The following is a 24,607-nucleotide window of genomic DNA, read 5'->3' on the forward strand; positions in this document are numbered from 1 at the left end:
CGCTCTTCGTGATCGCCCGCACCTCGGGCTGGAGCGCCCACGTGATCGAGCAGCGCATCGACAACAAGATCATCCGGCCCAGCGCGAACTACACCGGCCCGGAAAACCTGAAATTTGTCGCGCTAAATAGGAGAAAATAGCGTCCGCTGTGCGTTCTCGAAGCGCGTGCAGTTCAACCCTGGCGGCTGCCCGCTTCGCGGCCGCGCCACTGTTCAACTGATATTCGAAAAGGTCTTGATTCCATGAAGAAATTGCTGATCGCCACCGTCGCCGGCGCCCTTTCCACCACCCTGCTGTTCGCCGCGACTGACGCGTTCGCTCAAGCTTCCGGCTCCACTTCCACTGCCCAAGCCAAGCCGAAGGCGCCGGCGCCGAAACGGCGCCTGATCAAGCGCAAGCCGAGCGTCGCCGCCGCGAAGGTCGATCCGGTTCCGGACAACTCCGTGAAGTGGTCGTGCAACGACGGCCTGTCTTTCATGCTGCAAGGTGACATGAAGCGCGACCAGATCGTGACCGTGCACTGGGGCGAGAAAAACTACAAGCTGCCGCGCGAGCAAACCACGACCGGCGCCGACCGCTTCCACGATGCGGCATCGGGCATGGATCTCGTCGTGATCCCGACGAAGGCCATGCTGTTCTCGGACAAGGACAGCTCGCGTCTCGCCGACGAGTGCAAGACCGCGGAAATGGTGCAAGGCTCGCCGGCTCCGACCCAGTCCAACGAGCTGAACAAGACCGTCAACTAACCGGTCCCCAGACAGGGACCCACAGGAACCATCGCTCGATGTCCGCCCCGATCTCCAACGTCCGGCCCGCCCCGGATAAAGTGCTAATCGATATCGTCGACTATGTGCTCGACTTTTCGGTCGACAGCACGCTCGCACTCGAGACGGCACGCAACTGCCTGATCGACACGCTCGGGTGCGGACTCGAAGCGCTCACCTACCCCGCCTGCACCAAGCTGTTGGGACCCATCGTGCCGGGCACGATCGTCCCCAACGGCGCCAAGGTGCCGGGCACGCCGTTCCAGCTCGATCCCGTGCAAGCCGCGTTCAACATCGGCGCGATGATTCGCTGGCTCGACTTCAACGACACCTGGCTCGCCGCCGAATGGGGCCATCCGTCGGACAACCTGGGCGGCATCCTGGCGACGGCCGATTGGCTGTCGCGCAACGCCATCGCCGCGGGCAAGGCCCCGCTGACGATGAAAGACGTCTTGATCGGCATGATCAAGGCGCACGAAATTCAAGGCGTGATCGCGCTCGAAAATTCCTTCAACCAGGTCGGGCTCGACCACGTGCTGCTCGTGAAGCTCGCGTCGACCGCGGTGGTCGGCCAGATGCTCGGGCTCACGCGCGACGAACTGATCAACGCGGTATCGCTCGCGTTCGTCGACGGGCACTCGCTGCGCACCTACCGTCACGCGCCGAACACCGGTTCGCGCAAATCGTGGGCGGCCGGCGACGCCACCGCGCGCGCCGTGCGCCTCGCGCTGATCGCGAAGACCGGCGAGATGGGCTATCCGTCGGTGCTGAGCGCGAAGACATGGGGCTTCTACGACGTGCTGTTCAAGGGCAATGCGTTCAAGTTCCAGCGCCCGTATGGCTCGTATGTGATGGAGAACGTGCTCTTCAAGATCTCGTTCCCGGCGGAATTCCACGCGCAAACGGCGGCAGAAGCGGCCATGACGCTGCACGGCCAGCTCGCCGCGACGGCCAAGCGCATCGAAGACATCAAGAAGATCACGATCCGCACGCACGAAGCGGCGATTCGGATCATCGACAAGAAGGGCCCGCTCGCCAACCCGGCCGATCGCGATCACTGCATCCAGTACATGATCGCGGTGCCGCTGATCTTCGGCCGGCTGAGCGCGGCCGACTACGAAGATTCGATCGCCGCCGACCCGCGCATCGACCTGCTGCGCGACACGATGGAGTGCGTCGAAGACCCGCAATTCACGAAGGATTATCACGATCCGGATAAACGCTCGATCGCCAATGCCCTGACCGTCGAATTTGTCGACGGCACGAAATTCGAAGAAGTGGTGGTCGAATACCCCATCGGTCACAAGCGCCGCCGCGCCGACGGGATACCTCTGTTGGTCGAGAAGTTCAAGACCAATCTCGCGCGGCGCTTTCCAGAGAAGCAACGTCAAGCGATTCTCGATGTGTCGCTGGACCAGGCAAAGCTCGAAGCGATGCCGGTCAATGAATACGTCGATTTGTACGTCATATAAGAAACACCCGTGACTTATGTGCGAAAACTCGGTTCAGAAACGTAGCAACGTCATTTCCTCGAATCAATCCTAGGGAACAACCATGGCCCACAATCTCCACAAAACGCTCAAGGAATTCGACAGCGGTTCCGGCAAGGGCAAGTTCTATTCGCTGCCGCAGCTCGGCCGTGCGCTGAACGTCAAGATCGACCGCCTGCCGGTCTCGATCCGTATCGTCTTGGAATCGGTGTTGCGCAACTTCGACAGCAAGAAGATCGCCGAAGAACACATCGAACAGCTCGCGAACTGGAAGCCGAACGCGGCGCGCGTCGATGAAATTCCGTTTGTCGTGTCGCGCGTCGTGCTGCAGGACTTCACCGGCGTGCCCCTGCTCGCCGACATCGCCGCGATGCGCGGCGTCGCGAAGAAGAGCGGCAAGAACCCGAAGGCGATCGAGCCGCTCGTGCCGGTGGATCTCGTCGTCGACCACTCGGTGCAGATCGACTACTTCCGCCAGAAGGACGCACTCGACCTGAACATGAAGCTGGAATTCCAGCGCAACAACGAGCGCTACCAGTTCATGAAGTGGGGCATGCAGGCGTTCGACACGTTCAAGGTCGTGCCCCCGGGCGTCGGCATCGTCCACCAGGTGAACCTCGAATACCTCGCGCGCGGCGTGCACAAGAAGGCCGACGGCGACGATACGGTCTACTACCCGGATACGCTCGTCGGCACCGACAGCCACACGACGATGATCAACGGCATCGGCGTGGTGGGCTGGGGCGTGGGCGGCATCGAAGCGGAAGCGGGCATGCTCGGCCAGCCGGTGTACTTCCTGACGCCGGACGTGGTCGGCGTCGAGCTCAAGGGCAAGCTGCGCGAAGGCGTGACGGCCACCGACCTGGTCCTGACCATCACCGAGCTGCTGCGCAAGGAGAAGGTCGTCGGCAAGTTCGTCGAGTTCTTCGGCGAAGGCACGGTCTCGCTCACGCTGCCGGACCGCGCGACGATCGGCAACATGGCGCCGGAATACGGCGCGACGATGGGCTTCTTCCCGGTCGACGAAAAGACCATCGACTACTTCAAGGGCACGGGCCGCACCAAGGCCGAAATCGCCGCCTTCGAAAACTACTTCAAGGCGCAGAACCTGTTCGGCATTCCGAAGGCCGGCCAGATCGACTACACGAAGGTCGTCACGCTCGACCTCGGCAGCGTTGCGCCGTCGCTCGCCGGTCCGAAGCGCCCGCAAGACCGCATTGAAATCGGCCACGTGAAGTCGACCTTCACCGACCTGTTCTCGAAGCCGGTCGGCGAAAACGGCTTCGCGAAGAAGGCTGACGATCTGAACGCCGAGTACACGACGTCGAACGGCGTGAACGTGCATAACGGCGACGTGCTGATCGCCGCGATCACGTCGTGCACGAACACGTCGAACCCGAGCGTGTTGCTCGCCGCCGGCCTGCTCGCGAAGAAGGCTGTCGAAGCCGGTTTGACCGTGGCGCCGCACATCAAGACGTCGCTCGCCCCGGGATCGCGCATCGTCACCGAGTACCTGACGAAGACGGGCCTCCTGCCGTACCTGTCGCAGCTCGGCTTCGAGCTGGCCGCCTACGGCTGCACGACCTGTATCGGCAACGCGGGCGACCTCACGCCCGAGCTCAACGAAGCGATCACGAAGAACGACATCGTCGCGGCTGCGGTGCTGTCGGGCAACCGTAACTTCGAAGCGCGTATCCACCCGAACATCCGCGCGAACTTCCTGGCTTCGCCGCCGCTCGTCGTCGCGTACGCGATCGCCGGCAACATCACGCGCGACCTGATGACCGAGCCGGTCGGCCAGGGCAAGGGCGGCAAGGACATCTACCTCGGCGACATCTGGCCGACGAGCGAAGAAGTCAACGCGCTTCTCAAGTTCGCGCTCGACGCCGACGCGTTCCAGAAGAACTACGCGCAGCTCACGAAGAAGGGCGACCTGTGGAGCAAGATCGAGGGCGCGGAAGGCCAGGTCTACGACTGGCCGAAGTCGACCTACATCGCCGAGCCGCCGTTCTTCGGCGATGACTTCTCGATGCAGCCGGCTGACTCGATCCCGACGGTCAAGGGCGCGCGCGCGCTCGGCATCTTCGGCGATTCCGTGACGACCGACCACATCAGCCCGGCCGGCTCGATCAAGGAAGATTCGCCGGCTGGCCGCTGGCTGAAGGAAAACGGCGTGCAGAAGGCCGACTTCAACAGCTACGGCTCGCGCCGCGGCAACCACGACGTGATGATGCGCGGTACCTTCGCGAACGTGCGGATCAAGAACCTGATGATCCCGCCGAAGGCGGACGGCACGCGCGTCGAAGGCGGCCTGACGATTCACCAGCCGAGCGGCGAGCAGCTGTCGATCTACGACGCCGCGATGAAGTACATCGCCGCCGGCACGCCGACCGTCGTGATCGCGGGCGAAGAGTACGGCACGGGTTCGTCGCGCGACTGGGCCGCGAAGGGCACGCAGTTGCTCGGCGTGAAGGCCGTGGTCGCACGCAGCTTCGAGCGTATCCACCGCTCGAACCTGGTCGGCATGGGCGTGCTGCCGCTGCAATTCAAGGGCGCCGACAGCATCCAGTCGCTCGGCATCACCGGCGACGAAACGTTCGACATCGAAGGCCTCGGCGACGACTTCAAGCCGCAACAGGAAGTCACGCTCGTCATCAACCGCAAGGACGGCAAGTCGCAACGCGTGCAGGCGCTGCTGCGTATCGATACGCCGATCGAAGTCGACTACTACAAGCACGGCGGGATTCTGCCGTTCGTGCTGCGCTCGCTGCTCGCGGCGTAATCGCGACGGCGTAGCGGCTTTGCAGGTGCCGCATCCCTCCGTCAGGGATGCGGCAATTTATGAGGCCCGGCGCTATGCCGGGCTTTTTTTTTCGTCCTAGCGATGGATTTCAGTGCGGCTGCGCCACGACATCCTTCTGCTGCAGTGCCGTCATGTTGCCGACGATCTGATCGGCGATATCCTTCGCGAGCCCGTCGACCGCGGTCGTTCCTTCGACTTTCTTATAGACGAATTTCGCCGCGACGATGTACGGGTTCCAGCTCGCCACCGAGCCCTGCCCCTTGATCGCGTCCTCGGCGCCGATCGCCGCGAACGGCACGTTGGGGTCCCCAGCCACGTCGGCAATGGTCACCGAAACTTCCGTATTGGGCGTGCTTCCGCTCGAGCCGCCGCCCTGCAGCAGCGACTGAATGCGCCCGCCCGAGTCACGCGAATAGAAGACGCCGCCGATCAGCCACCCCGACGCAGGCGCCGGCAACGGCTCCCCCGGCGCGAGATAACGTGCGGTGATGCCCGCGCTGCTCAGCTGTTTGACGATCGCCTTCGCCAAGGCGCCGGCATTCTGACCGGCCGACCTTTCGTGCGCCGCCTCGCGCAAGCGCGAGAGCAGGCGTCCGGAACCGCTGCTTTCCTGAACGGCCTGAAAGTCCTTTACGTACATGACCGGCGCGCCCGCTGCGACGGCGCCGCTCGCCGCCGGCTGCTGCTGCGCATGCGAGAAGGTGGTCACAAACGTCACGACAAGTCCCGCAAGAAACGCCCGATTGAGCTTTCGCACGTCTGGCTCGCTTTTCAAGATTGGAACGAGGGCCAGCTTACGTCCGTGAAAGTGGAGCGTCAACGTGCGAGCGGCACAGCCCCCCCACCCCCCCTGACCACCGCCCTGACCGCCACCCTGACCACCACCCTTTGCCGCCGCCTTTCTCCGGCAAAACCCTTGCTTGAATTTAACTAACTCGTCAATTAGCCTTTTTTGATGAAGCCCAACCTGTCGGCCCCCAAGCCGCGCGGGCGCCGCCCGTCGGTGGAAGATTTCGACGTGCGCGAGCACATGCTCGACACGGCGACACGCCTGTTCGCCGAGCGCGGCATCGCCGCGACCACCGTAGCGCAGATTGCGGGCGAAGCCGGCGTCACGTCGGCGATGGTCCACTACTACTTCACGAACCGCGAGCAACTGCTCGATGCCGTCGTCGACGAACGGCTCGCGCGCGTGGTCGAGTTTGTCTGGCGCCCCGTCGAGCACGAAACCGGCAACGATCCGTTTGCGAACGCCCTCGAACTCGTCGAGCGGCTCTTCGACGTCACCGCGCGCATGCCGTGGCTGCCGCCGCTCTGGATGCGCGAAATCGTCAACGAGGGCGGCCTGCTGCGCGAACGGATGCTCAAGCGCATTCCGCTCGAACACGTGAAGCGGTTCGCTGCGCGCGTCCAGGAGGCGCAGCAGGCCGGCACGGTCAATCCGGGGCTCGAGCCGGTGTATCTGTTTCATTCGATCCTCGCGCTCGTCATGCTGCCGCTCGCCACGTCGAAGATCTGGCAAAGCGCGCGCGGGCTGCCACGGCTCGACCGCGACTTGCTGCATCGGCATGTGCGCGCGTTGCTGGCGTATGGGATGCAGGTGCCTGAAGCGTCTTCTGCGCGTGCCGCCGCAAAGGCGAACGCGAACGCGAGCGCGTTGCGGAGAAAGCCGTGATGCGCGCGCGCCGTGCGTACGTCGCTACCCTCGCCGTGTACTGTGCGATCGCAGCGCTGCCCGGATGCGGACAGCAAGCCGATTCGCCTCCCACGTATCAAGGCTACGTCGAAGGCGAATTCGTTTATCTCTCGTCGTCGCAATCCGGCACGCTCACGCAATTGTCCGTGCAGCGAGGGCAGACCATCGCCGAAAACGCGCCAGTCTTCGCGCTCGAATCCGTCGACGAAACCGCCGCGCTGCAGCAGGCACAGCATCAGCTCGCTGCGGCCCAGGCACTGTTCGCCGACCTGCTGACCGGCAAGCGTCCGCCCGAAGTCAATGTCACGAAGGCGCAACTCGTGCAAGCGATCGCGCAAGCCAACCACGCCGCCGAGCAACTCAAGCGCGACGAAGCGCAGTTCCGCATGGGCGGCATTTCGCAACAACAGCTCGACGATTCGCGCATGAATGCGCAAACGTCCGCGGCGCAAATGCGGGAGATGCAGAACCAGGTCGACGTCGCGAATCTGCCGGGACGTGCGCAGCAAATCGATGCGCAAGCCGCGCAGGTCAAAGCCGCTCAAGCCGAGGTCGCGCAGGCGCAATGGAAGCTCGATCAAAAGCGCGTGGCCGCGCCGCATGCGGGGCTCGTCTACGACACGCTGTACCGCGTCGGCGAATGGGTGCAGGCGGGCAACCCCATCGTGCAGATGCTGCCGCCGCAAAACGTGAAGGTGCGCTTCTTCGTGCCCGAGACGGTCGTCGGGTCGCTCGCGCCGGGCCGCGCCGTGTCGATCCATTGCGACGGCTGCGCGGCCGACGTGCCCGCCAAGATCACCTACATCTCGAGCGAAGCCGAATACACGCCGCCCGTCATCTACAGCAACGCAAGCCGCTCGAAGCTCGTGTTCATGATCGAGGCGCACCCGTCCGTCGCCGATGCGCCCAAGCTGCACCCCGGCCAGCCCGTCGAGGTGAAGCTGCTATGAGGAGGCCGCCATGAGCGAGCCGGTCTGCGAGTACGCCATCGACGTCCATCAGCTCAACAAGCGCTTCGGCACGAAGCACGTCGTGAAGGACGTATCGCTGCAAGTCGCGCGCGGCGAGATCTTCGGCTTTCTCGGCCCGAACGGCAGCGGCAAGACGACGTCGATCCGCATGATGTGCGGCCTCCTCACGCCCGATTCGGGCAGCGGCACCTGCCTCGGCTACGACATCCTGACCGAAAGCGCGCAGATCAAGCGCCGCGTCGGCTATATGACGCAGCGCTTTTCGTATTGGGACGACCTGTCGATACGCGAGAACCTGGACTTCGTCGCGCGCGTCTATCAGATGCCGAATCGCAAGGAGGCCGTGCAGCGCGCGCTCGAATCGCTCGGCCTGGCGAGCCGTGCGCATCAGTTGACGGGCGCGTTGTCGGGCGGCTGGAAGCAGCGTCTCGCGCTTGCCGCCTGCATGCTGCACGAGCCCAAGCTGCTGCTGCTCGACGAACCGACCGCGGGCGTCGATCCCGCCGCGCGCCGCGACTTCTGGGAGGAGTTGCATGCGCTCGCCGCGCAGGGCATTTCGGTGCTCGTCAGCACGCACTACATGGACGAGGCCGAGCGTTGCCACAAGCTCGCCTACATCGCTTATGGCGAGCTGCTTGCGCAAGGCACCGCGAGCGAAGTCGTCAAATCGCAGGACCTGGCGACGTGGACGATTTCGGGAAACCGCCTCGCCGAACTATCGACCCGCTTGCGGACGATGCCCGGCGTCGACCAGACCGTCGTGTTCGGATCGGCTTTGCATGTGAGCGGCCGCGATCATCGCGCGCTCGAAGCGACCGTCAGGCAAGTCACCGAAGGCACCTCATTTTCCGCCGCGCCGCTCGAAACCGGTCTCGAAGACGTCTTCATCTACATGATGGGGCGCACCTCGGACAACTACGGGGAGGTATCGTGAACGACCCCGCAAGGTTTTCCTTCACGCGCTGGTGGAGCATCGTGCTCAAGGAGTTCCTGCAGCTTCGCCGCGACCGCGTGACGTTCGCGATGATCATCGGCGTGCCGATCATCCAGCTCACGCTGTTCGGCTTCGCGATCAACACCGATCCGAAGCACTTGCCGAGCGCCGTCATCATCGCGGATCAAAGCCCGTTCTCGCGCAGCTTCGTCGCGGCGATGAAGCACTCGGACTACTTCGACATCGTCGAGACCCTGCCCGACGAAGACGCGGGCCGCCACGCGCTCGCGCGCGGCGAGGTGCAGTTCGTGCTGTCGGTGCCGGTCGATTTCTCGCGCAAGCTGTTGCGCGGCGAGCGGCCGTCGCTCCTCGTCGAGGCCGACGCCACCGACCCGCTCGCCACGACCACCGCACTCGGCGCGCTGACCGGGCTCGTGCAGCCCGTCATCGACAAGGACGTCACCGGCCCGCTCGCGCACTTGAACGGCAGCCCCGCCGCATTCGACGTGCAAGTCCACCGCCTCTACAACCCCGAGGGCATCACGCAATACAACGTCGTGCCGGGCCTGATGGGCGTGATCCTCACGATGACGATGGTGATGATGACGGGCCTCGCCATCACGCGCGAACGCGAGCGCGGCACGATGGAGAACCTGCTTGCGACGCCCGTGCTGCCGGTCGAAGTCACGACGGGCAAGATCGTGCCGTACGTGTTCATCGGGTTGATCCAGGTGTCGATCATCCTGACTGCGGCGCGCTTCGTGTTCGGGGTGCCGTTCGTCGGCAGCGTGCTGGCGATTTATCTGTCGGCGCTGCTGTTCATCGCCGCTAATCTGACGGTCGGCATCACGATCTCGTCGCTCGCGCAGAATCAGTTGCAAGGGATGCAGCTCACCGTGTTCTATTTCCTGCCGAGCATTCTGCTCTCGGGCTTCATGTTCCCGTTCGCCGGCATGCCGAAATGGGCGCAATACATCGGCAACGTGCTGCCGCTCACCTACTTCAACCGGCTCGTGCGCGGCATTCTGCTCAAGGGCAACGGATGGACTGACTTGTGGCCGTCCGTGTGGCCCGTCGCGCTGTTCATGGCCGTCATGATGGCCATCGCCTTGCGCTTTTATCGCCGCACGCTCGATTAGCGTTGCCGGCGCCGGGCGACCTCGCTCGCGGCTCATTGCATCGCTCCGACGACCGCTCTCCGGGACGCATGACGTCCCGCATTGCCGAAAATCCTTTCCAGAACCGCCAGTTCAGACCGAGCGGCGGACGGACATCTATAGTGATTGGGGAAGCGAACAGCATTGCGCAACCGTCGGAGGGCACATGGGGACGCACGCACTCGTCAGGTTCGCCGACTTCGAGCTCGATATCGAACGCTACCAATTGCGGCGAGCCGGCCACGAGGTCCGCCTGGAACACTTGCCGATGGAATTGCTGATCCTGCTGGCATCCCGCCAGGGCGAGCTGATTTCACGCGCCGATATCATCCGAACAATCTGGGGCGGCAACGTCTTCCGCGATACCGATAACGGCATCAACACGGCGATACGGAAGATTCGCATCGCGCTCGGCGACGACCCGGCGAACCCGCAGTACGTGAAGACGATCAAGGGCAAGGGCTATCGGCTGGACGGCATCGAGCCCCCCGCGCTCGACGCAAGCCCGGCTCAGGCTCCGGCGGTTCGCGTGCTCGTGCTGCCGTTCGCGAACATGACCGGCGATCCCGCGCAGGACGACTTCTGCGACGCGCTCGCCAACGAGACGTCCGCCACGCTCGGCATGGTGAAGCCCGAGCAGTTGGTCGTCATCGCGAGAACGACCGCCGCACGCTATCGGCGCACCGGGAAGAGCATCGCCGAGATTGCGCGCGAATTGGCGGTCGACTACGTGATCGAAGGCTCGCTCGCGCGCGACGGCCGGCGCGTCCGCATCCTCGCGACGCTGATTCGCTGTGCCGACCAGGTGCAAATCTGGAGCCGCGCCCACGAGCCGGCTGCGCAGGGCGCGCTCGACATTCAAAGGGAAGTTGGCGCGGCACTTGCGGCCGACATCACACCGGCCTTGACGAAGCAGCATGAGATCGTGCTCGCGCGGCGGATGCCGATCGATCCGGCGGCGCACGATGCCTATCTGCGCGGCCGGTACTTCTGGTATCGCCGTGTTCACTTCGACCCTTGCTTTGCCGCGCACCACGCGTTGAACGGCGAAGACTTCTTTCGCAGCCGCGGTTACTTCGATACCGCTGTCGAACGCGATCCGACTTACGCGCTGGGCTACGCGGGGCTGTCGAACTACTACGGCGCCACCGTGGTGCACGGCTTTGTTCCGCCGGAAGAAGGCTGGCCGGTGGCCCGCGCGATGGCCGAACGCGCGTTGGAACTCGAACCGGATCTGCCGGAGGCGCACCACGCGATGGGCGCCGTTCACTATTTCTTCGATTGGGATTGGCGCAAGGCGGAAGCCGCGTTTCTGCAATCGCTGCGCTTGAATCCGAGTTATCCGGAGGTCCACCGTCTCTACGCCCGAATGCTGCATGCGATCGGCCGCGAATCCGAAGGCCAGGCGGCGATGGCGCGCGCCGAGAAGATCGACCCGCTCGGCTTTCAGGGCTCGCGCGCATATGGGCTCGTGCTGTCCGGCAAGCACGAAGAAGTGGTCAGCGAATACTTCTCGCCGAGCCGCAACGACCGCCCGCCGCTCGTCTATCAATTGCTCGCGACGGCATTCGAGGTCAAGGGACTGTTCAAGGAGGCCGTGGACGCGACCGTCGAGGCGCTGATCCGCTGCGCCGAGCCCCCTAAGGCGGCTACGATTCGCAGCCGCTGGGAAACGGGCGGCTACGATGCGGTCCTGCGCGGACATCTCGACGACCTGCTCGCTCGGCATCGCAATGGCTACCTGTCGCCGCTGCTGCTCGCGGAAACTTACGCACGGCTCAGCCAACCGGACGCCATGTTCCATTGGCTCGAAATCGCGCTGGCGGAACGCTCGTCGCGCCTGTTCGAGCTGCACACGAATCCTTGGTTTCAGCACTACCGGTCGACCGGCAAGTTCAGAAACCTCGAAAAGCGCGTTCGCCCGTGAGCCGGCTCACTTCAATCCGAAATCGACTCGCGTCGTCGCGCCCTTGTCCTTGATGCCTTGCGCATCGAGCTTCGGCGCGACGATGAACACGCGGCTCGCATCGACCTTGCCCTCGAAATACTGCTGCACCGCCTGCGCGCGCTGCTGCGCGAGGGCACGCAGGCTCGCCTCGTCGATCGGCGCGTGCTCGGCGAGCGCCGTCTTCATGTCGTCGGCCGGCATGCTCTTCGTGAGGCCGATGAAGTTGCGCGGCTTCTTGAAGTCCGCATCCTTGTACGCCTTCGTCAGGTAGTCGGCGTACTCCTTCGGATCGACCTTCACCGTCGCCGTATCGACGCTCTCGCCGTGCCCGACGACATCCTTCACCTTCTCCTGCCGCACGAGGCGATCGACATAGCCGACGCGCAGGGCGGGCGTATCGACCGCGGGGTCGACGCGCCCCGCAACGTCGATCTTCACCGCGGGCTTGTCGTCGAGCGCCTTGACGATCGTGTCGAGCTTCTTGGTCGCCGCATCGGTGAGCGTGGCCGAGCCCGGATCGAACTCGACGTAGCCGAGATCCTCACCGCCTCCGCCAAACGCGTTGGCGAGCAGCGAGAACGGCGCGGTCACCGCCTTCTCGATCAGATTCACGAACGCGTGCCAGATCACGCCGCCGATGCTGAACTCGGGGTTCGCGAGCGACCCCGACACCGGAATGTTCACGTCGATCTCGCCGCGCGAATTCTTGAGGAGCGAGATCGCGAGCCGCACCGGCAGCTTGGTCGCCGTGTCGTTCTGGATGTGATCGCCGAACGTGAGCTGGTCGATGAAGATGTGGTTGTTCGCGGAGAGCTGATCGTTGTCGAGCTGGTAGTGCAGATCGACATTGAGCTTGCCCTTCGTGATCGGGTAGCCCGCGTACTTCGCGGAATACGGCGTGAGGTTCGTCAGCTCGATGCCGTGCGCGGTCGCCGTCAAGTCGAGCTGCGGCTTCTTCGCGAGCGGGTTCACCGTGCCGCGGATCGAAATCGGCCCGTTCGCTTCGAGCTTCGCGCCGACGTCGACCGGTGCGGGCTTCGTCGATTGCGTGCCGAATGCGCCGATCGTGCCGGTGATGTCGACGAGGTTCGCGGTGTAGTTCGGCTTGATGAAGTCGTCCGTATAGTTCACGCGGCCTTTCTGCAGCACCAGTTGGCCGAACCGCAAGTTGACCGGCGCGCTCGGCGACGCGCTTGCCGTGGCCGCCGAAGCCGCTGCGGGCGCGGCGGCTTGCGCGCTTGCGGACGCCGCCGTTGCCGCTGCCGCCGGCGCTTGCTGCGCAACCGCCGCCGAGGCCGGCACCGCCTCCGCGCCCGGCGTCAGCGGAACCGGCGCGGCCTTGCCCTGCGCCGCCGATTGCTGCTGCGCGAGCACGTCGTTCAAATTGAGCTTGCCCTGCGCATCGAGCAGCACGCGTCCGTAGAAGTTGGCAAACGTCACGCGGCCCACCTCGACATCGGTGCCGTGCTCGTCGTAGCGCGCTTTCAGGTTCGCGAGCGACAGCGCGCCCCAGCCCGCGAGCGGCGTCGAATTCACGCGGTCGAGCAAGCGCACGTCGACGAGCGCCGCATCGCCGCGATACGACGCGCTCATCGCTTTGTTCGTCTGCGCGAACGCGAGGTCGCCCTTCAGGTTGAGGAGCGCGCTCGCCATCGTCGCATTGAGCTTGCCGCCGAAGTACGGCTCGAACGCGGCCGCGTCGAGCCGGCTGCCGTTCACGTTCAGCGCGAGCTTGAGCGGGCTCGCCGTCACGTCGCCTTTCACGTCGACCGAGCCCTTCTTGTTGAGCGTCGCCTGCAGCGTGACGGGCAGCGGCTTGCTCAAATCGTCGCTGATGTTCTGCACCGAGAGCTGAATCGGCGTGAAGCTCAGCGTCGCGGGCCGCGGCGTGCTGTTGTCGAGGAAATCGGCCGACGCATCCTTCAGCGTGAACGAGCCGATCCGGTAGTGCCACGCCGGCCCTTGCCGCTCGGCCTGCTGCGCGCCGTGCGCGACCTTGCGCTCGGGCGCGGCCTCGCGCGGCGCGGCGAGCGTCTGCAGATCGATGCGGCCGTCCTTCATGCGTTGCGCGCTGACGGCGAGCCCGGTCGCTTCGATGCTCGCGATGTCGGCCGTGCGCGAGCTCAGGTCGATCCGCTTGATCGCGACGTGGCCGTCGGCGAGCGCCACGGCCGGCGTCTTCGAATCGGGGCCGGCGATCTTGAGCGAGTCGAGATTCAGCTCGCTGTCACCGACCTGCACGGCGACGGGCGACTTCGACCAGTCGGCGGCGGCGTTCACCGTCGCGCTGAGCGTGCCGTCGGTCACGCGCGCGGACGTCACGCCTTCGAGGTACGGCTGGGCGAGCGGCAGCGGGATCGAGGCGAGCGTCACCTTCGCGCCGGCCGTCTTCGCGGCGAGGCCGAACGAGCCCGCGAGACCGATCGAGCCGCCGTTTTGGAGATCGGTGCTGAAGGTGTAGCGCGCGGGCGTTTTTGCAAGCGTCGACACATCGTCGAGCCCGACGGCCAGATGCGTGAGACCGACCGACACCGGCTGCGCGGGCACGCGGTCGTCGAGATGGATCGTGCCGTCGTTGATCGCGAAACGCTTGATCGACACATCGAGCGGCGCGGCCGGCTGCTTGGCCTCGGCCGCGGACGAAGACGCCGCCGGGGCTGACGCCGCAGCCGCCTCGCTCGCGGCGGGCTGCGCCGCCGGCGTGAGCGCGCGCGCAATGCTCAGCGTGCCGTCCTTCTCGCGAGCAAGATTCACAACCGGCTGATCGATGTGGATGTCGTCGAAATGAAACACGCTCTTCAAGGGCTGAAGCTCCGCCGCCGCGACATGCACGCCGCTCGCAGCGAAAAGCGGCGCCTTCGCCGGATCGACGACCTGCAATTCAGTGAGGTCGGTCGTGCCGGTCACGGAGAGCGTCGGCGTCTCGCCTTCCATCACGAAGCGCAGCTTCAAGTCGCTCGCGAGCTTGCCCGAGGTCACCGTCACCGGCAGCTTGGCCGGCACGTACGACAGCATCTTCGGCACATCGATGCCGTCGAACTTGAGCGCGACTTCCGATTCGCGCGACGCCGCAAACGGCTTGGTCTTGCCGTCGATTGCGAGCGGGCTGCCGTCGATGCGCGCGCGCAGGCGCGGGTCGACGAAGATGTCGGTCTTCGACGGCAGCGTGGCGATGAACGGCACGCCGAGCGCGAACTGGTCGACGACGTGCTTCTGGCCGAGCAATCGATCGTCGAAATAGAAGCTGCCGTTTTCGATCTGGATGTTCGAGATCGAGAACGGCGTCGGCTTGCTCTCCGGCTTGCTCGGGGTCGAGAACTTCTCGATCAGGTCCGTGAAATTGAAGTGCTGCGCGTCGTAGCGAACGATGTGGATGCGCGGCGAATCGATCTTGATCTCGTTGACGATCGGCGCGAGGCGAAAGAGCGACGACCACGACGGCCGCACGACGAGCCGCTCGATATCGACGAAATCGCCCGCGCCGCCGCGCTCGCCGACGTGAATGCGATCGGCTTCGAGGTTGAGCGTGTAGGGATTGAGCGCGATGCGCCCGATGCTCGCCGGCCGGTCGAGCTCTTTGCTCAATTGCTGCTCGGCGATGTGCCTGATGAGCGGCGGCGCCGCAAAAAAGCCGAGCAGGCCGAACAGCACGATGAAGACGAGGAGCCCTATCGCGATGCGCTTCGCACGGTGCGATTGCGCCGCGGATCGCAAGGTCTGCAACGAGGAAATCAGAACTGCTTTGTTTGGACTTGCCATGCTTTATTGCCATTGATGCGGCACGAACGTGCCGCGCAAAAAACAAGAGCCCGCCGCTCGGAAGTATAGGCGGCGGACTCCGCTCACGACAGCAGCCGGATTACTGGCGTTCGACCGCCGGCGGCTGCCAGCTGCCGTCGGTGGCCTGCGGCTTCGGCGCGTACAGGCGCATCACGAGCTTGAAATCGCTGCGCGGCACCGGCAGCCAGTTCGACGCGCGCGCCTTGCCCGGCGAATTCGCCGAGACATAAATGTCGACCGAGCCGTCGCGGTTGCGGCGCAGCCGCTCGCGCGAGCCGATCGAGCGCCGCGCGTCGCCGGTGTCGGCGAGCGCGCCATCCGTCGTGTACGGCGTGATCGTCCAGAACGCGCGCGCCGGCGGCAGCGCCTTCGCGTCGAAGCGGATCACGTAGCGGTTCGCGCCGTTCAACGCCTGGCCGTCGCTGTCGATCGTCACCGCCGGCCGCACTTCGTCGTCCTTCGTGCCGCTGCCGGGCTGCACGCGGGCGGCGTAGGCGCGCAGCGCGTAGTCGTTGCTGTAGTGTCCGATGTCGTCGCCGAGCCAGCTCCAGCCGTTCGCCGTCAGCGCGTTCGCCGGCACCGCGGCGACGCGGGCGCGTCCGTCGGCGAGACCGGCGGCGATCGCGTCGGCGGCGCCGTCCGGCAGTTTCGCGGGCTCGCCCGGCCTCACGCCGAGCTCGGCGAGGAGCTTCAGTGCGTGCGGATCGGCCGGCGCCGGCGGGTTGTCGTGCAGCGCATCGGCAAGCTGATTGAAGAAGGCGTCCGCATCGAGCGCGGCGACTCGCGCGGCGGGCGACGCTTCCGGCGCGGTGTCGGCGGGGCCGCCGCGCGTCGCCATCGACGAGCCGCGCGTGTCGCCCGTGTAGACCGACAGCGGCACGACGCGAATCGCGCGCTGCAGCTTCTTGACGGCCGTCAGGTCGTGCGGACCGTTCGACTGGATCCGCACCGACAGCCAGACGTTCGCCGAGCTCGCGTCGATCCGCTGCACGTTCTTCGGCAGCGTGCCGTCCCAGCCGGGCGCGACGAAAGCAATCGTTTGCGCCTCGGCCGAGCCGGTGCGCGGGTCGGCATCCGGGCCCGTCGACCAGATCACGTTGCTCCACATATCGAGCGCGCGGGCGCCGAGATAACGGCCGCGGGCGTCCGGCAGCGTCACGATCACCGGTTCGGCTGACAGGTCGAGCCAGCCGTTCGAGGCGAGCGTGTCGACATCGGGCGTCGGCGGATTGGCCGCGCCGACGGGCGGCTGCGCCTGCTCGTGGCGCAAGGTGTTCAAGGGCGCCTGGCCCGGCTGCGTGCCGTCGCTGCCGACGGCCGCGTCGCGGGCCGCCTCCATCAGCACGAGCGGATAGCCGAACACGTAGGAATCGGCGACTTCGTCTTTGATCCAGCCGTGGTTGTCCGCCGCTGCGGGCGCGGGCTGACGGACGGCGCAACCCGCAAGGAAAGCCAAGCCTGCGAGCGATGCGCAGGCCGTCGAAAGCAGAGATTTTCTTATCATTGGGCTATGGTAGGCGACGCGTGCCGGGCAGCTGGCCGTGAGCGGCCAGCGATGCAGCGCTTCCCGCAGACCCCGGTCCGGTCCGCGCACGCTGTCCTTCTTGATCTTGAAAACGCGTTTTATCGTATCCTCGTCGGCTAAGCAAGAACAAGGCTGGAACGGTACGAAATCGCTGCCGTAACCGGGTTCTTGCACTATTTGACGCTGTCCGCCTCGTGCGCGAACGATTTGCCCAAGGAGCCCCCTCATGTACATGCCAGCCCAATACGATGAGGCCCGGCCCGAAGTCTTGCAGCGCCTGATCGCCGATCATCCGCTCGGCGCGCTCGTCACCGTCGGACCGAACGGGCTCGACGCCAACCATCTGCCGTTCGAGTTCGTGCGGGGCGGCGGAGCGCACGGCACGCTGCGCGCCCACGTGGCCCGCGCGAACCCGGTCTGGCGCGAAGTGGCGGAGCGCCCCGAGGCGCTCGTCATCTTCCAGGGCCCGACCGCCTATATCTCGCCGAACTGGTACCCGAGCAAGCACGAAGAGCACCGCAAGGTGCCGACCTACAACTACATGGTGGTCCATGCACACGGACGGATTGTCGTCCACGATGATGAAGCTTTCGTGCGCGGCCTCGTTGCGCGGCTCACGCGCATGATGGAAGCCGGCGAGCCCGTGCCGTGGAAGATGGGCGATGCGCCGGCCGATTACCTCTCGCAGATGCTGTCGATGATCGTCGGCATCGAGATCGAGGTGACGAAGCTCGTCGGCAAATGGAAGCTCGGCCAGGAGAAAGAGGATCGCGACCGCCGCGGCGCAATCGCCGCGCTGCGCGAGCGCGGCGGGGATGCGCGCAGTCAGGTTGCCGATGCGATGTTCGAGGCGAAGCCGGGGTTGGAGTAATCGAGTGAGATAGGCCGCGATCTTGCCTTACGAGATCCAGCGCATAGTCCAGCTTCGCAAAGCGCCCCGGGACCCACCGCACCCCTTGACCTTCCCATCATGGGAGGCTCGATACTGAATTCGTCAGCGGCAATTGCCGCCTTCGAGCCCTCTTCATCATGACCGACTTGTCCCAACCCATTGCCGCCCGCCAGTCCCTGACGGCGGAACTCGATATCGGCGGCATGACTTGCGCGTCTTGCGCAGCCCGCGTCGAAAAGGCGCTCGCCCGCACGCCCGGCGTCACGCGCGCCGCCGTCAATCTGGCGACGGAACGGGCCACCGTCGCGTCGGATGCGCCGCTCGACGTCGACGGCCTCGTCGCCGCCGTGGTTAAGGCCGGCTACGCAGCACGTCCGGTCGCGGCACCTGATGCAGACGCAGCCGCCGCTCAGCCCGGCGCAAGCACCACCGATACCGAAGCCGTCAAACGCCGCCAGGACCGCCGCGAGCGCAACGCGCTCATCGTCGCGGCGCTCCTCACGCTGCCGCTCATGCTGCCGATGCTCACCGAATGGTCGAGCGCACCGCTCGCGCTGCCGGTTTGGCTGCAGCTCGCGTTCGCCAGCGTCGTGCAGTTCGGCTTCGGCGCGCGCTTCTACACCGCCGCGTGGCGGGCGCTGCGCGCGAAGAGCGGCAACATGGACCTGCTCGTTGCGCTGGGTACGTCGGCCGCGTACGGGCTCTCCGTCTGGCAGAGTGCCGCGCACCCCGGAGATATGGCGCATCTCTACTTCGAGGCGGCGGCGGTCGTCATCGTGCTCGTGCGCTTCGGCAAGTGGCTCGAAGCGCGTGCGAAGCGCCAGACCACCGACGCGATCCGCGCGCTCAACGCATTGCGCCCCGACCGCGCGCGCATCCGTGGCGGCGACGGCCATGAACGCGACGTGCCGCTCGCGCAGGTGCGCGTGGGGACGGTCGTCGTCGTGCGGCCCGGCGAGCGCGTGCCGATCGACGGCGTCGTGCTCGAAGGACGCACCCACATCGACGAATCGCTGATCACCGGCGAAAGCCTGCCGGTCGCGAAAGAGGCGGGCGAGCGCGTCACCGCCGGCTCGATCAACGGCGACGGCCTGATCGCCGTCACGACGAGGGCGACCGGCGCCGAAACCACGCTCGCGCGCATCATCCGGCTCGTCGAGACCGCGCAGGCGGAGAAGGCGCCGATCCAGCGGCTCGTCGATCGCGTCAGCGCCGTCTTCGTGCCCGCGATTCTCGCGATCGCGCTCGTCACGCTGATCGGCTGGCTGCTCGCGGGCGCGTCCGGCGAGACTTCGATTCTCAACGCGGTATCGGTGCTCGTGATCGCCTGCCCTTGCGCGCTCGGCCTCGCGACGCCCGCCGCGATCATGGCGGGCACCGGCGTCGCGGCGCGCCATGGCGTGCTGATCAAGGATGCGCAAGCGCTGGAGCTGGCGCAGCGCGTGTCCGTCGTCGCGTTCGACAAGACGGGGACGCTGACGGCCGGCAAGCCGTCGGTCGTCGCGTTCGAGCCGGTCGGCATCGGGCGCGGCGAAGCGTTCGCGCTGGCCGCGGCCGTGCAGCGCGGCAGCGATCATCCGCTCGCGCGGGCGCTCGTCGCGGCGGCGGAGTCGGACGTGGACGGCTTGGAGGACGGCGTTGGCACGGTTGGCGCGCAACGCGCGAAAAGCGCGCAAGCATCGGCTGCGCAAGGCGCGCGTCTGAAGGCCGCTCTCACGCTGGCCGTGCCGGGACGCGGCGTTCAAGCGGAAGTCGACGGCCGCACGCTCGCGATCGGCAGCAGCCGCTGGCTCGCCGAGCTGGGTATCGATCTGCCGCCGGCCATCGCGGCGCGAGCCGAGGAATTCGCAGCGGCCGGCAACACGGTGTCCTGGCTGATGAGCGTCGCGACGCCGGGTGCGCCCGCCGCCGCCCTCGCGCTGATCGCGTTCGGCGACACCGTCAAGCCGGGCGCGCGCGAGGCGATCGAACGGCTCGCCGCGCGCGGCGTGACGAGCGTGCTCGTGACGGGCGACAACCACGGCAGCGCGGCGAGCGTTGCCGCGGCGCTCGGCATCCGCGACTTCCACGCGGACGTGCTGCCCGCCGACAAGGCGCGCATCGTGCGCGAACTGAAAGCGCGCACGGGCGGCATCGTCGCGATGGCCGGCGACGGCATCAACGACGCGCCGGCGCTTGCCGCCGCCGATATCGGCATGGCGATGTCGACCGGAACGGACGTCGCGATGCACACCGCCGGCATCACGCTGATGCGCGGCGATCCGGCGCTCGTCGCCGACGCGATCGACATCTCGCGGCGCACGTACCGCAAGATCCGCCAGAACCTGTTCTGGGCGTTCGTCTACAACCTGGCGGGGGTTCTGCTCGCCGCGTTCGGCCTGCTCAACCCGATGCTCGCGGGCGCGGCGATGGCATTTTCGAGCGTGAGCGTCGTGACCAACGCGCTATTGCTGAAGGCCTGGCATAGCGGCAAATAAAAAAGCCCCGCGTGCCAAGACGCGGGGCTCACTACGTGACGCTTATTCGTGGTAATCGCGGTGGTCGCCGTGGTCACGGTGCGGATCGTGATCGTGCGGATGGTGGCGCATCCATTCGTCGTGTTCCCAGTAGCGATGGCCGTCCCAGTAGCGGTCGCCGTGCCAGCCGAGCGAGACGTTCACGTCGACGGGAATGGCGTGCGGCGCGTCGTACGCCGGTTGCGGCGCGACACCGCGCACCATCTGGGCGGATGCCGACCCTGCGGCGAGCAGCGCGCCTCCAGCAATGAGCGCGGCAGCGATCGAGTGCGAAATCTTCATGTGTTTCATCGTCGTTCTCCAATAGATATCCGGTTACGGTTACGCAGCACGGCTTGTGCCTACGAGGAAACGTATCAAGGCGCGGCGCCTGCCGCTCGCGTGGCGGCTTTCCGGCGACGCGCTTCAAACCGTGCGCTTGGGAATCAATGTACCGGGCTCGCGGCAGAGAACACGTGAGCGGTTGTAAGCCGAGATTTCAAGCGAAACGCACCGCCCGGAGGGGGAAGCAGACGGGATTGTCAGCACGGACGCAGCGCGGCGGGCGTAACAGCCCTATTTCCGCGTCGAAATCGGCACGCAACGCGTTACATCCGTAACGGACAGGAAATCTTTGGGGGCCACTTCAAACCTCGCACTCAGCGGCCCATCAATCCGACCAGCGAGATCTGCGAGCGGCGAATGCGCTCAGCTTCGAGGTGGCGCGCTTCGTAGGAATAATCGGAATCGAGCGGCAGGTGCGGCGATGCGAAAAGGTCGCTGGCCTTCTGGATCAGGGCGAGGATAAAGCTCATGAGCGACTCCTGTTGGACAATGAACTAGGGTTTTCCCTTAAGACGAATGATAGGGTTTTCCCCAGTTCATTTCCAGTGCAACGCAGCAATTTTTCGATGCGCCACGCTGCCGCACAGTCTTGGTGCGGCTTGTGCGTCGCAACAATACAACAAACCGCTGCTCACACCGTTCTTCGTCAGGCGCCTGATTTCCAGGGCCAGGAGGGATAGATGCGCTCGCTGGTTTCGACGCTTTCGCGCGGGCTCGCTTCCGAATTCCGGGCGCGTTCGACGTCGCCGGCCTCGGGCGCCTCGGTTTCGGGGGTGTCCGCTACGGCCGCCGAAATCGCCTCGGTGAGCGCTTCGGGTACCGGCACGCCCTCGCCGAACCAAGGCACCTCGGCGCGCAGTTCGGCAACGTAGGCGCGCCATCCATCAGGGTTGCCGGCAAAAAGGTGCCGCTGCACGGTCGAGGCCAGCTCCTCGCGATTCAACTCCGCTTCGAGCAGTTCGCTCGGCCACGTGCAGAACGCGGCGCTCGCGCGTTGCGCGAATTCGACCGGCGTCATGCGCGGCGACACCTGTTCGAGCAGCGGAAGGCTCGCAAGCGACGTGTCGGCTTCCGCGAGCTGATGCACGGAGCCCGGACCGCCCTGGCGCTTCAACAGACACGCCACCGTCTCTATGACCTCGCCGAGATGCAGCAACAGTGCGCGGCGCTCGAATCCGTCTTTCATTGACTCCTCCCTGCGTATGAACTCAATCGCAAATTTTAGGTTCTTCAAGGATTAGCGCGAAGGAAGCGCGCGCAGTAATCGGCGATGGAACTGGCGGACGGGGCGCACGACGGATCGTCGCGCGCCGCGTTATCAACGCGTGGCAACCGCTTTGGGCTTGTGCGGATGCTGCTGCGGTTTCGCGTGCTTCACGCCAGCCGACGCCTGCGGCGTCCGGCGCGTGACCGGCGCAACGGGCGCGGCCGGGGCAGGCTCGTTGGCGGGTGCACGGGCGCTGGCCGACGCGGCGGCGTCGACCAGCGTAGTCAGCGTTGCCTGCTGGCCGCGCAGCATGTCTTCGATGCGCTGCTGCCGGGCCGTGCTCTCGTGCGTGAGCCGCATCAGCAGCGCCGTCTGCGTGATGCCGATTGCGATCGTCACCAGGAGCGCCGCCACGACGATCGAGAGCAGCCACTTCATGCGCCGCGAATGGTCGCCGGCCGCCCGACGCTGGTCGGCGATGACGCCGTAGAGCGCGTCGACCGTATCGGCAAATGCGGTGGCGCGTGCCCAGTCGAGGTCCGGTGCGCGGCGGGAGCCAGCCGGGGCGTATGGCGCGGCCTCGCGGGCGAAGGCTTTGCCGTGGGAGGGCGCGGCGCTCTGCTGGGCGGATGCCGGCGCGGGTTCTGCCGCGCCTTCGCCTGCGCGTGCGGATGCACCCGCGGATGCCGTGCCAGCAGACGCGGCGCCCGATCGCGCGCCCTGCGGCGGCCCTTCGGACTGAACCGTTTCCACCGAGGCCGCCGCAGTCTCGTCCGGCGCCCCCCCTCCCTCACCCGGGCGCGGAGTGCCGCTCATCGTGCTCTCGCTCGAACGCGCTGCGCTCTGGCGTCGCGCCGACGCGACGCTGCGTATCGCCGAAGCGACCGCCGCCGACGACGGCGCCAGCACCTCGCCGGGCAATTCGAACCCTGCGAGCGTCCCTTGCCGAGCATCGATGTTCAGCGCTTCCAGCACGGCGCGCGCCGGATCGTCGCCAAACAGATCGCCGGTGCCGGCGTCGCCGGAAACGTCGCTGAGTTGCGCGAGGCGCTGCGCCGACTCGGCGGCGCGCGCAAGCTTGTTTTCGGTATCGGACGACACGGCGCCTGAACGGCGCTTCGCCGTAGCAGTGCGGGGGGAGCGGGAAGTCGGGGGGGCTGCGGTGTCTGCCATAGCGTCGAGGAGCGGCCGCCAGTCAGGCGCCGCTCGTTGGTATTGTCTGCGTTTTGCGAGAGCGCATTGTCTCATGCTCAACGCGCGTTGCCGCCGCTAATTGCGGGCCCTATTGCGCGTCTGCGACGGCCGGCTCCGCAGGCCACGCCAGGGCCCATTTGCTTTATCCTTGCGCATCGCCCGGCCCTTCGCGCCGCGAGCTTACCCACATTTTCCGATGCAGCGCGCAACATGCCCTCCGACGTTTCGACCGCGGTCCAGGCCGCCACGCTCCGCGAGCACTTCACGCAAACGATCCTGCCGATCTGGCGCGGCCCCGGTTTCAACGCGGCGCTGCAATTGCCGTTCGAAGCCGTCAGCGCCGACGACCACCAGCCGCTGCCCGTCACCCGCTATCGCGCGATGGCCTGCGCCCGCCAGCTTTTCGTGTTCTCGCAGGCGGGCGGCGCGGCGCACGCGCACCGCCTGTTCGAAGCCCTTACCCGCTACTTCGCGGACACGCGCCAAGGCGGCTGGTTCTACAGCGTCGATGCGAACGGCGCGCCGCTCGACACCACCAAGGATCTCTACACGCACGCCTTCATCGTCTTCGCGTGCGCCGAATACTTCGCGGCGTTCGGCAACCGCGATGCGCTCGCCACGCTGAACGAAACCGCCGCGCTGATCGAAGCGCGCTTTGCCGTGCCGGTGTCGAACGGCCTGCTTCACGCCGCGCTCGACGCCGGCTTCGACACGGTCCGCGGCGGCTTGCTGCAAAACCCGCTGATGCATTTGACCGAGGCCTACCTCGCCGCGAGCGAAGCCACCGGCGATACCGCGTTCGCCGACGCCCTCGCCCGCCTCGCGCTTGCGGTGGCTGGCGCCTTCGTGCACGCGCCGACGGGCTGCATCGCCGAGCTGCCGATCGGCGCCGCGGACAATCGCCTCGAACCCGGCCATCAATTCGAATGGTTCTATCTCGTGAAGCGCGCGGGCGCGGCGATCGCCGCATCGGGTCTCGACGCAGCGCTCGAGCGCGCGTTCGATTTCGCGCAGGAGCTGGGTGTCGACCGCACGACAGGCGGCGTCTGCGCGGCGCTCGACGAACGGGGCGCGGTGAAGGACGCGACCCAGCGCATCTGGGCGCAGACCGAATACCTGCGCGCGCTCGCCACGCGCGGCGACGGCGCCTCGCTGCAAGCGCTGCCGCAGCAGATCGAGCGCTTTCGCACGCGGTTTCTGCACGCGCGGGGCTGGTACGAATGCAAGACGCCGGAGGGGGCGGTCGCGCGCGCCGACATGCCGTCGACGACGCCCTATCACTTGGCGACGGCCTACGCGTCCTTGCCGTCCAATTGATCAAAAACCGATCGGTAAGCGATCGGCACGCGCCCCCCATAAAAAACGCCGGCACGAAAGCCGGCGCCAACTCCTACCCCCAAAAACTC

The 24,607-nt window shown here is 66.1% G+C and carries 19 protein-coding genes; 12 read left to right on the forward strand and 7 right to left on the reverse strand.

The genetic code is table 11. The features are described from left to right. From J3489_RS02835 to acnA, 4 genes are all read left to right on the forward strand, one after another. Window positions 1-140: citrate/2-methylcitrate synthase (locus J3489_RS02835; RefSeq protein WP_289623103.1), on the forward strand; the 140-nt coding region annotated here is incomplete at its 5' end. Between the two features lie 102 nt (window positions 141-242). Next, window positions 243-746 carry a hypothetical protein gene (locus J3489_RS02840; protein ID WP_206996098.1) on the forward strand — a complete coding sequence of 168 codons (504 nt, stop codon included), beginning with the start codon at window positions 243-245 and terminating at the stop codon, window positions 744-746. Window positions 747-784: 38 nt separating this feature from the next. Beyond that, window positions 785-2,236 (forward strand): bifunctional 2-methylcitrate dehydratase/aconitate hydratase, encoded by a 1,452-nt coding sequence (locus J3489_RS02845; RefSeq protein ID WP_206996106.1) that lies wholly within the window; start codon window positions 785-787, stop codon window positions 2,234-2,236. Between the two features lie 82 nt (window positions 2,237-2,318). Continuing rightward, a complete protein-coding gene (gene acnA / locus J3489_RS02850) occupies window positions 2,319-5,036 on the forward strand; it encodes an aconitate hydratase AcnA (RefSeq protein ID WP_206996108.1) in 2,718 nt (905 codons plus the stop codon). A 109-nt stretch (window positions 5,037-5,145) separates the two neighbouring features. On the opposite strand, the gene J3489_RS02855 is transcribed toward acnA, so the two are convergent. Further along, complete coding sequence (locus J3489_RS02855) at window positions 5,146-5,814, reverse strand: DUF4410 domain-containing protein (protein ID WP_206996110.1); 669 nt, start codon at window positions 5,812-5,814, stop codon at window positions 5,146-5,148. Between the two features lie 198 nt (window positions 5,815-6,012). On the opposite strand from J3489_RS02855, the gene J3489_RS02860 reads away from it, so the two are divergent. The 5 genes from J3489_RS02860 to J3489_RS02880 all read left to right on the forward strand — a co-directional run bounded on the left by J3489_RS02860 (window position 6,013) and on the right by J3489_RS02880 (window position 11,742). Beyond that, on the forward strand, window positions 6,013-6,732 hold the full coding sequence (locus J3489_RS02860) for a TetR/AcrR family transcriptional regulator (protein ID WP_206996112.1): 720 nt from the start codon (window positions 6,013-6,015) through the stop codon (window positions 6,730-6,732). After that, window positions 6,732-7,703 (forward strand): HlyD family secretion protein, encoded by a 972-nt coding sequence (locus J3489_RS02865; RefSeq protein ID WP_206996580.1) that lies wholly within the window; start codon window positions 6,732-6,734, stop codon window positions 7,701-7,703. Before J3489_RS02860 ends, J3489_RS02865 begins: the two co-directional genes overlap by 1 nt. Window positions 7,704-7,713: 10 nt before the next feature. Then, on the forward strand, window positions 7,714-8,658 hold the full coding sequence (locus J3489_RS02870; protein ID WP_206996114.1) for an ABC transporter ATP-binding protein: 945 nt from the start codon (window positions 7,714-7,716) through the stop codon (window positions 8,656-8,658). Next, a complete protein-coding gene (locus tag J3489_RS02875) occupies window positions 8,655-9,797 on the forward strand; it encodes an ABC transporter permease (protein WP_206996116.1) in 1,143 nt (380 codons plus the stop codon). Before J3489_RS02870 ends, J3489_RS02875 begins: the two co-directional genes overlap by 4 nt. A gap of 184 nt (window positions 9,798-9,981) precedes the next feature. Then, window positions 9,982-11,742, forward strand: coding sequence for a winged helix-turn-helix domain-containing protein (locus J3489_RS02880; RefSeq protein WP_206996118.1), 1,761 nt, complete (start codon window positions 9,982-9,984; stop codon window positions 11,740-11,742). A gap of 6 nt (window positions 11,743-11,748) precedes the next feature. Here J3489_RS02880 and J3489_RS02885 read toward each other — a convergent pair whose 3' ends face one another. Continuing rightward, entirely contained in the window at window positions 11,749-15,522 is a 3,774-nt protein-coding gene (locus J3489_RS02885; RefSeq protein WP_206996120.1) for a DUF748 domain-containing protein, read from the reverse strand. A 100-nt stretch (window positions 15,523-15,622) separates the two neighbouring features. Further along, on the reverse strand, window positions 15,623-17,047 hold the full coding sequence (locus J3489_RS02890) for a DUF1254 domain-containing protein (RefSeq protein WP_206996122.1): 1,425 nt from the start codon (window positions 17,045-17,047) through the stop codon (window positions 15,623-15,625). A gap of 247 nt (window positions 17,048-17,294) precedes the next feature. On the opposite strand from J3489_RS02890, the gene J3489_RS02895 reads away from it, so the two are divergent. After that, window positions 17,295-17,939: an FMN-binding negative transcriptional regulator gene (locus J3489_RS02895; RefSeq protein ID WP_206996125.1), complete on the forward strand. Its 645-nt coding sequence runs from the start codon at window positions 17,295-17,297 to the stop codon at window positions 17,937-17,939. A 158-nt stretch (window positions 17,940-18,097) separates the two neighbouring features. Further along, window positions 18,098-20,437 carry a heavy metal translocating P-type ATPase gene (locus J3489_RS02900; protein WP_206996127.1) on the forward strand — a complete coding sequence of 780 codons (2,340 nt, stop codon included), beginning with the start codon at window positions 18,098-18,100 and terminating at the stop codon, window positions 20,435-20,437. Between the two features lie 42 nt (window positions 20,438-20,479). Here J3489_RS02900 and J3489_RS02905 read toward each other — a convergent pair whose 3' ends face one another. The 4 genes from J3489_RS02905 to J3489_RS02920 form a co-directional block, all read right to left on the reverse strand. After that, window positions 20,480-20,767: a hypothetical protein gene (locus J3489_RS02905; protein ID WP_206996128.1), complete on the reverse strand. Its 288-nt coding sequence runs from the start codon at window positions 20,765-20,767 to the stop codon at window positions 20,480-20,482. Between the two features lie 347 nt (window positions 20,768-21,114). After that, window positions 21,115-21,270, reverse strand: coding sequence for a hypothetical protein (locus J3489_RS02910; protein WP_206996130.1), 156 nt, complete (start codon window positions 21,268-21,270; stop codon window positions 21,115-21,117). A 176-nt stretch (window positions 21,271-21,446) separates the two neighbouring features. Then, window positions 21,447-21,986 carry a hypothetical protein gene (locus J3489_RS02915; RefSeq protein WP_206996132.1) on the reverse strand — a complete coding sequence of 180 codons (540 nt, stop codon included), beginning with the start codon at window positions 21,984-21,986 and terminating at the stop codon, window positions 21,447-21,449. Window positions 21,987-22,118: 132 nt separating this feature from the next. After that, window positions 22,119-23,108, reverse strand: a complete 990-nt coding sequence (locus J3489_RS02920) for a hypothetical protein (RefSeq protein ID WP_309491319.1) — start codon at window positions 23,106-23,108, stop codon at window positions 22,119-22,121. A gap of 303 nt (window positions 23,109-23,411) precedes the next feature. On the opposite strand from J3489_RS02920, the gene J3489_RS02925 reads away from it, so the two are divergent. After that, window positions 23,412-24,518, forward strand: a complete 1,107-nt coding sequence (locus tag J3489_RS02925; protein ID WP_206996136.1) for an AGE family epimerase/isomerase — start codon at window positions 23,412-23,414, stop codon at window positions 24,516-24,518. Window positions 24,519-24,607: the final 89 nt, after the last annotated feature.

The sequence above is a fragment of the Trinickia mobilis genome, assembly GCF_017315705.1.
Taxonomy (GTDB): Bacteria; Pseudomonadota; Gammaproteobacteria; order Burkholderiales; family Burkholderiaceae; genus Trinickia_A; species Trinickia_A mobilis.

Coding starts and splice junctions, on each gene's coding strand:
- J3489_RS02840 (WP_206996098.1), top strand. CDS start 243: ATGAAGAAATTGCTGATCGCCACCGTCGCCGGCGCCCTTTCCACCACC.
- J3489_RS02845 (WP_206996106.1), top strand. CDS start 785: ATGTCCGCCCCGATCTCCAACGTCCGGCCCGCCCCGGATAAAGTGCTA.
- acnA (WP_206996108.1), top strand. CDS start 2,319: ATGGCCCACAATCTCCACAAAACGCTCAAGGAATTCGACAGCGGTTCC.
- J3489_RS02860 (WP_206996112.1), top strand. CDS start 6,013: ATGAAGCCCAACCTGTCGGCCCCCAAGCCGCGCGGGCGCCGCCCGTCG.
- J3489_RS02865 (WP_206996580.1), top strand. CDS start 6,732: ATGCGCGCGCGCCGTGCGTACGTCGCTACCCTCGCCGTGTACTGTGCG.
- J3489_RS02870 (WP_206996114.1), top strand. CDS start 7,714: ATGAGCGAGCCGGTCTGCGAGTACGCCATCGACGTCCATCAGCTCAAC.
- J3489_RS02880 (WP_206996118.1), top strand. CDS start 9,982: ATGGGGACGCACGCACTCGTCAGGTTCGCCGACTTCGAGCTCGATATC.
- J3489_RS02885 (WP_206996120.1), bottom strand. CDS start 15,522: ATGGCAAGTCCAAACAAAGCAGTTCTGATTTCCTCGTTGCAGACCTTG.
- J3489_RS02890 (WP_206996122.1), bottom strand. CDS start 17,047: ATGATAAGAAAATCTCTGCTTTCGACGGCCTGCGCATCGCTCGCAGGC.
- J3489_RS02895 (WP_206996125.1), top strand. CDS start 17,295: ATGTACATGCCAGCCCAATACGATGAGGCCCGGCCCGAAGTCTTGCAG.
- J3489_RS02900 (WP_206996127.1), top strand. CDS start 18,098: ATGACCGACTTGTCCCAACCCATTGCCGCCCGCCAGTCCCTGACGGCG.
- J3489_RS02905 (WP_206996128.1), bottom strand. CDS start 20,767: ATGAAACACATGAAGATTTCGCACTCGATCGCTGCCGCGCTCATTGCT.
- J3489_RS02910 (WP_206996130.1), bottom strand. CDS start 21,270: ATGAGCTTTATCCTCGCCCTGATCCAGAAGGCCAGCGACCTTTTCGCA.
- J3489_RS02915 (WP_206996132.1), bottom strand. CDS start 21,986: ATGAAAGACGGATTCGAGCGCCGCGCACTGTTGCTGCATCTCGGCGAG.
- J3489_RS02925 (WP_206996136.1), top strand. CDS start 23,412: ATGCCCTCCGACGTTTCGACCGCGGTCCAGGCCGCCACGCTCCGCGAG.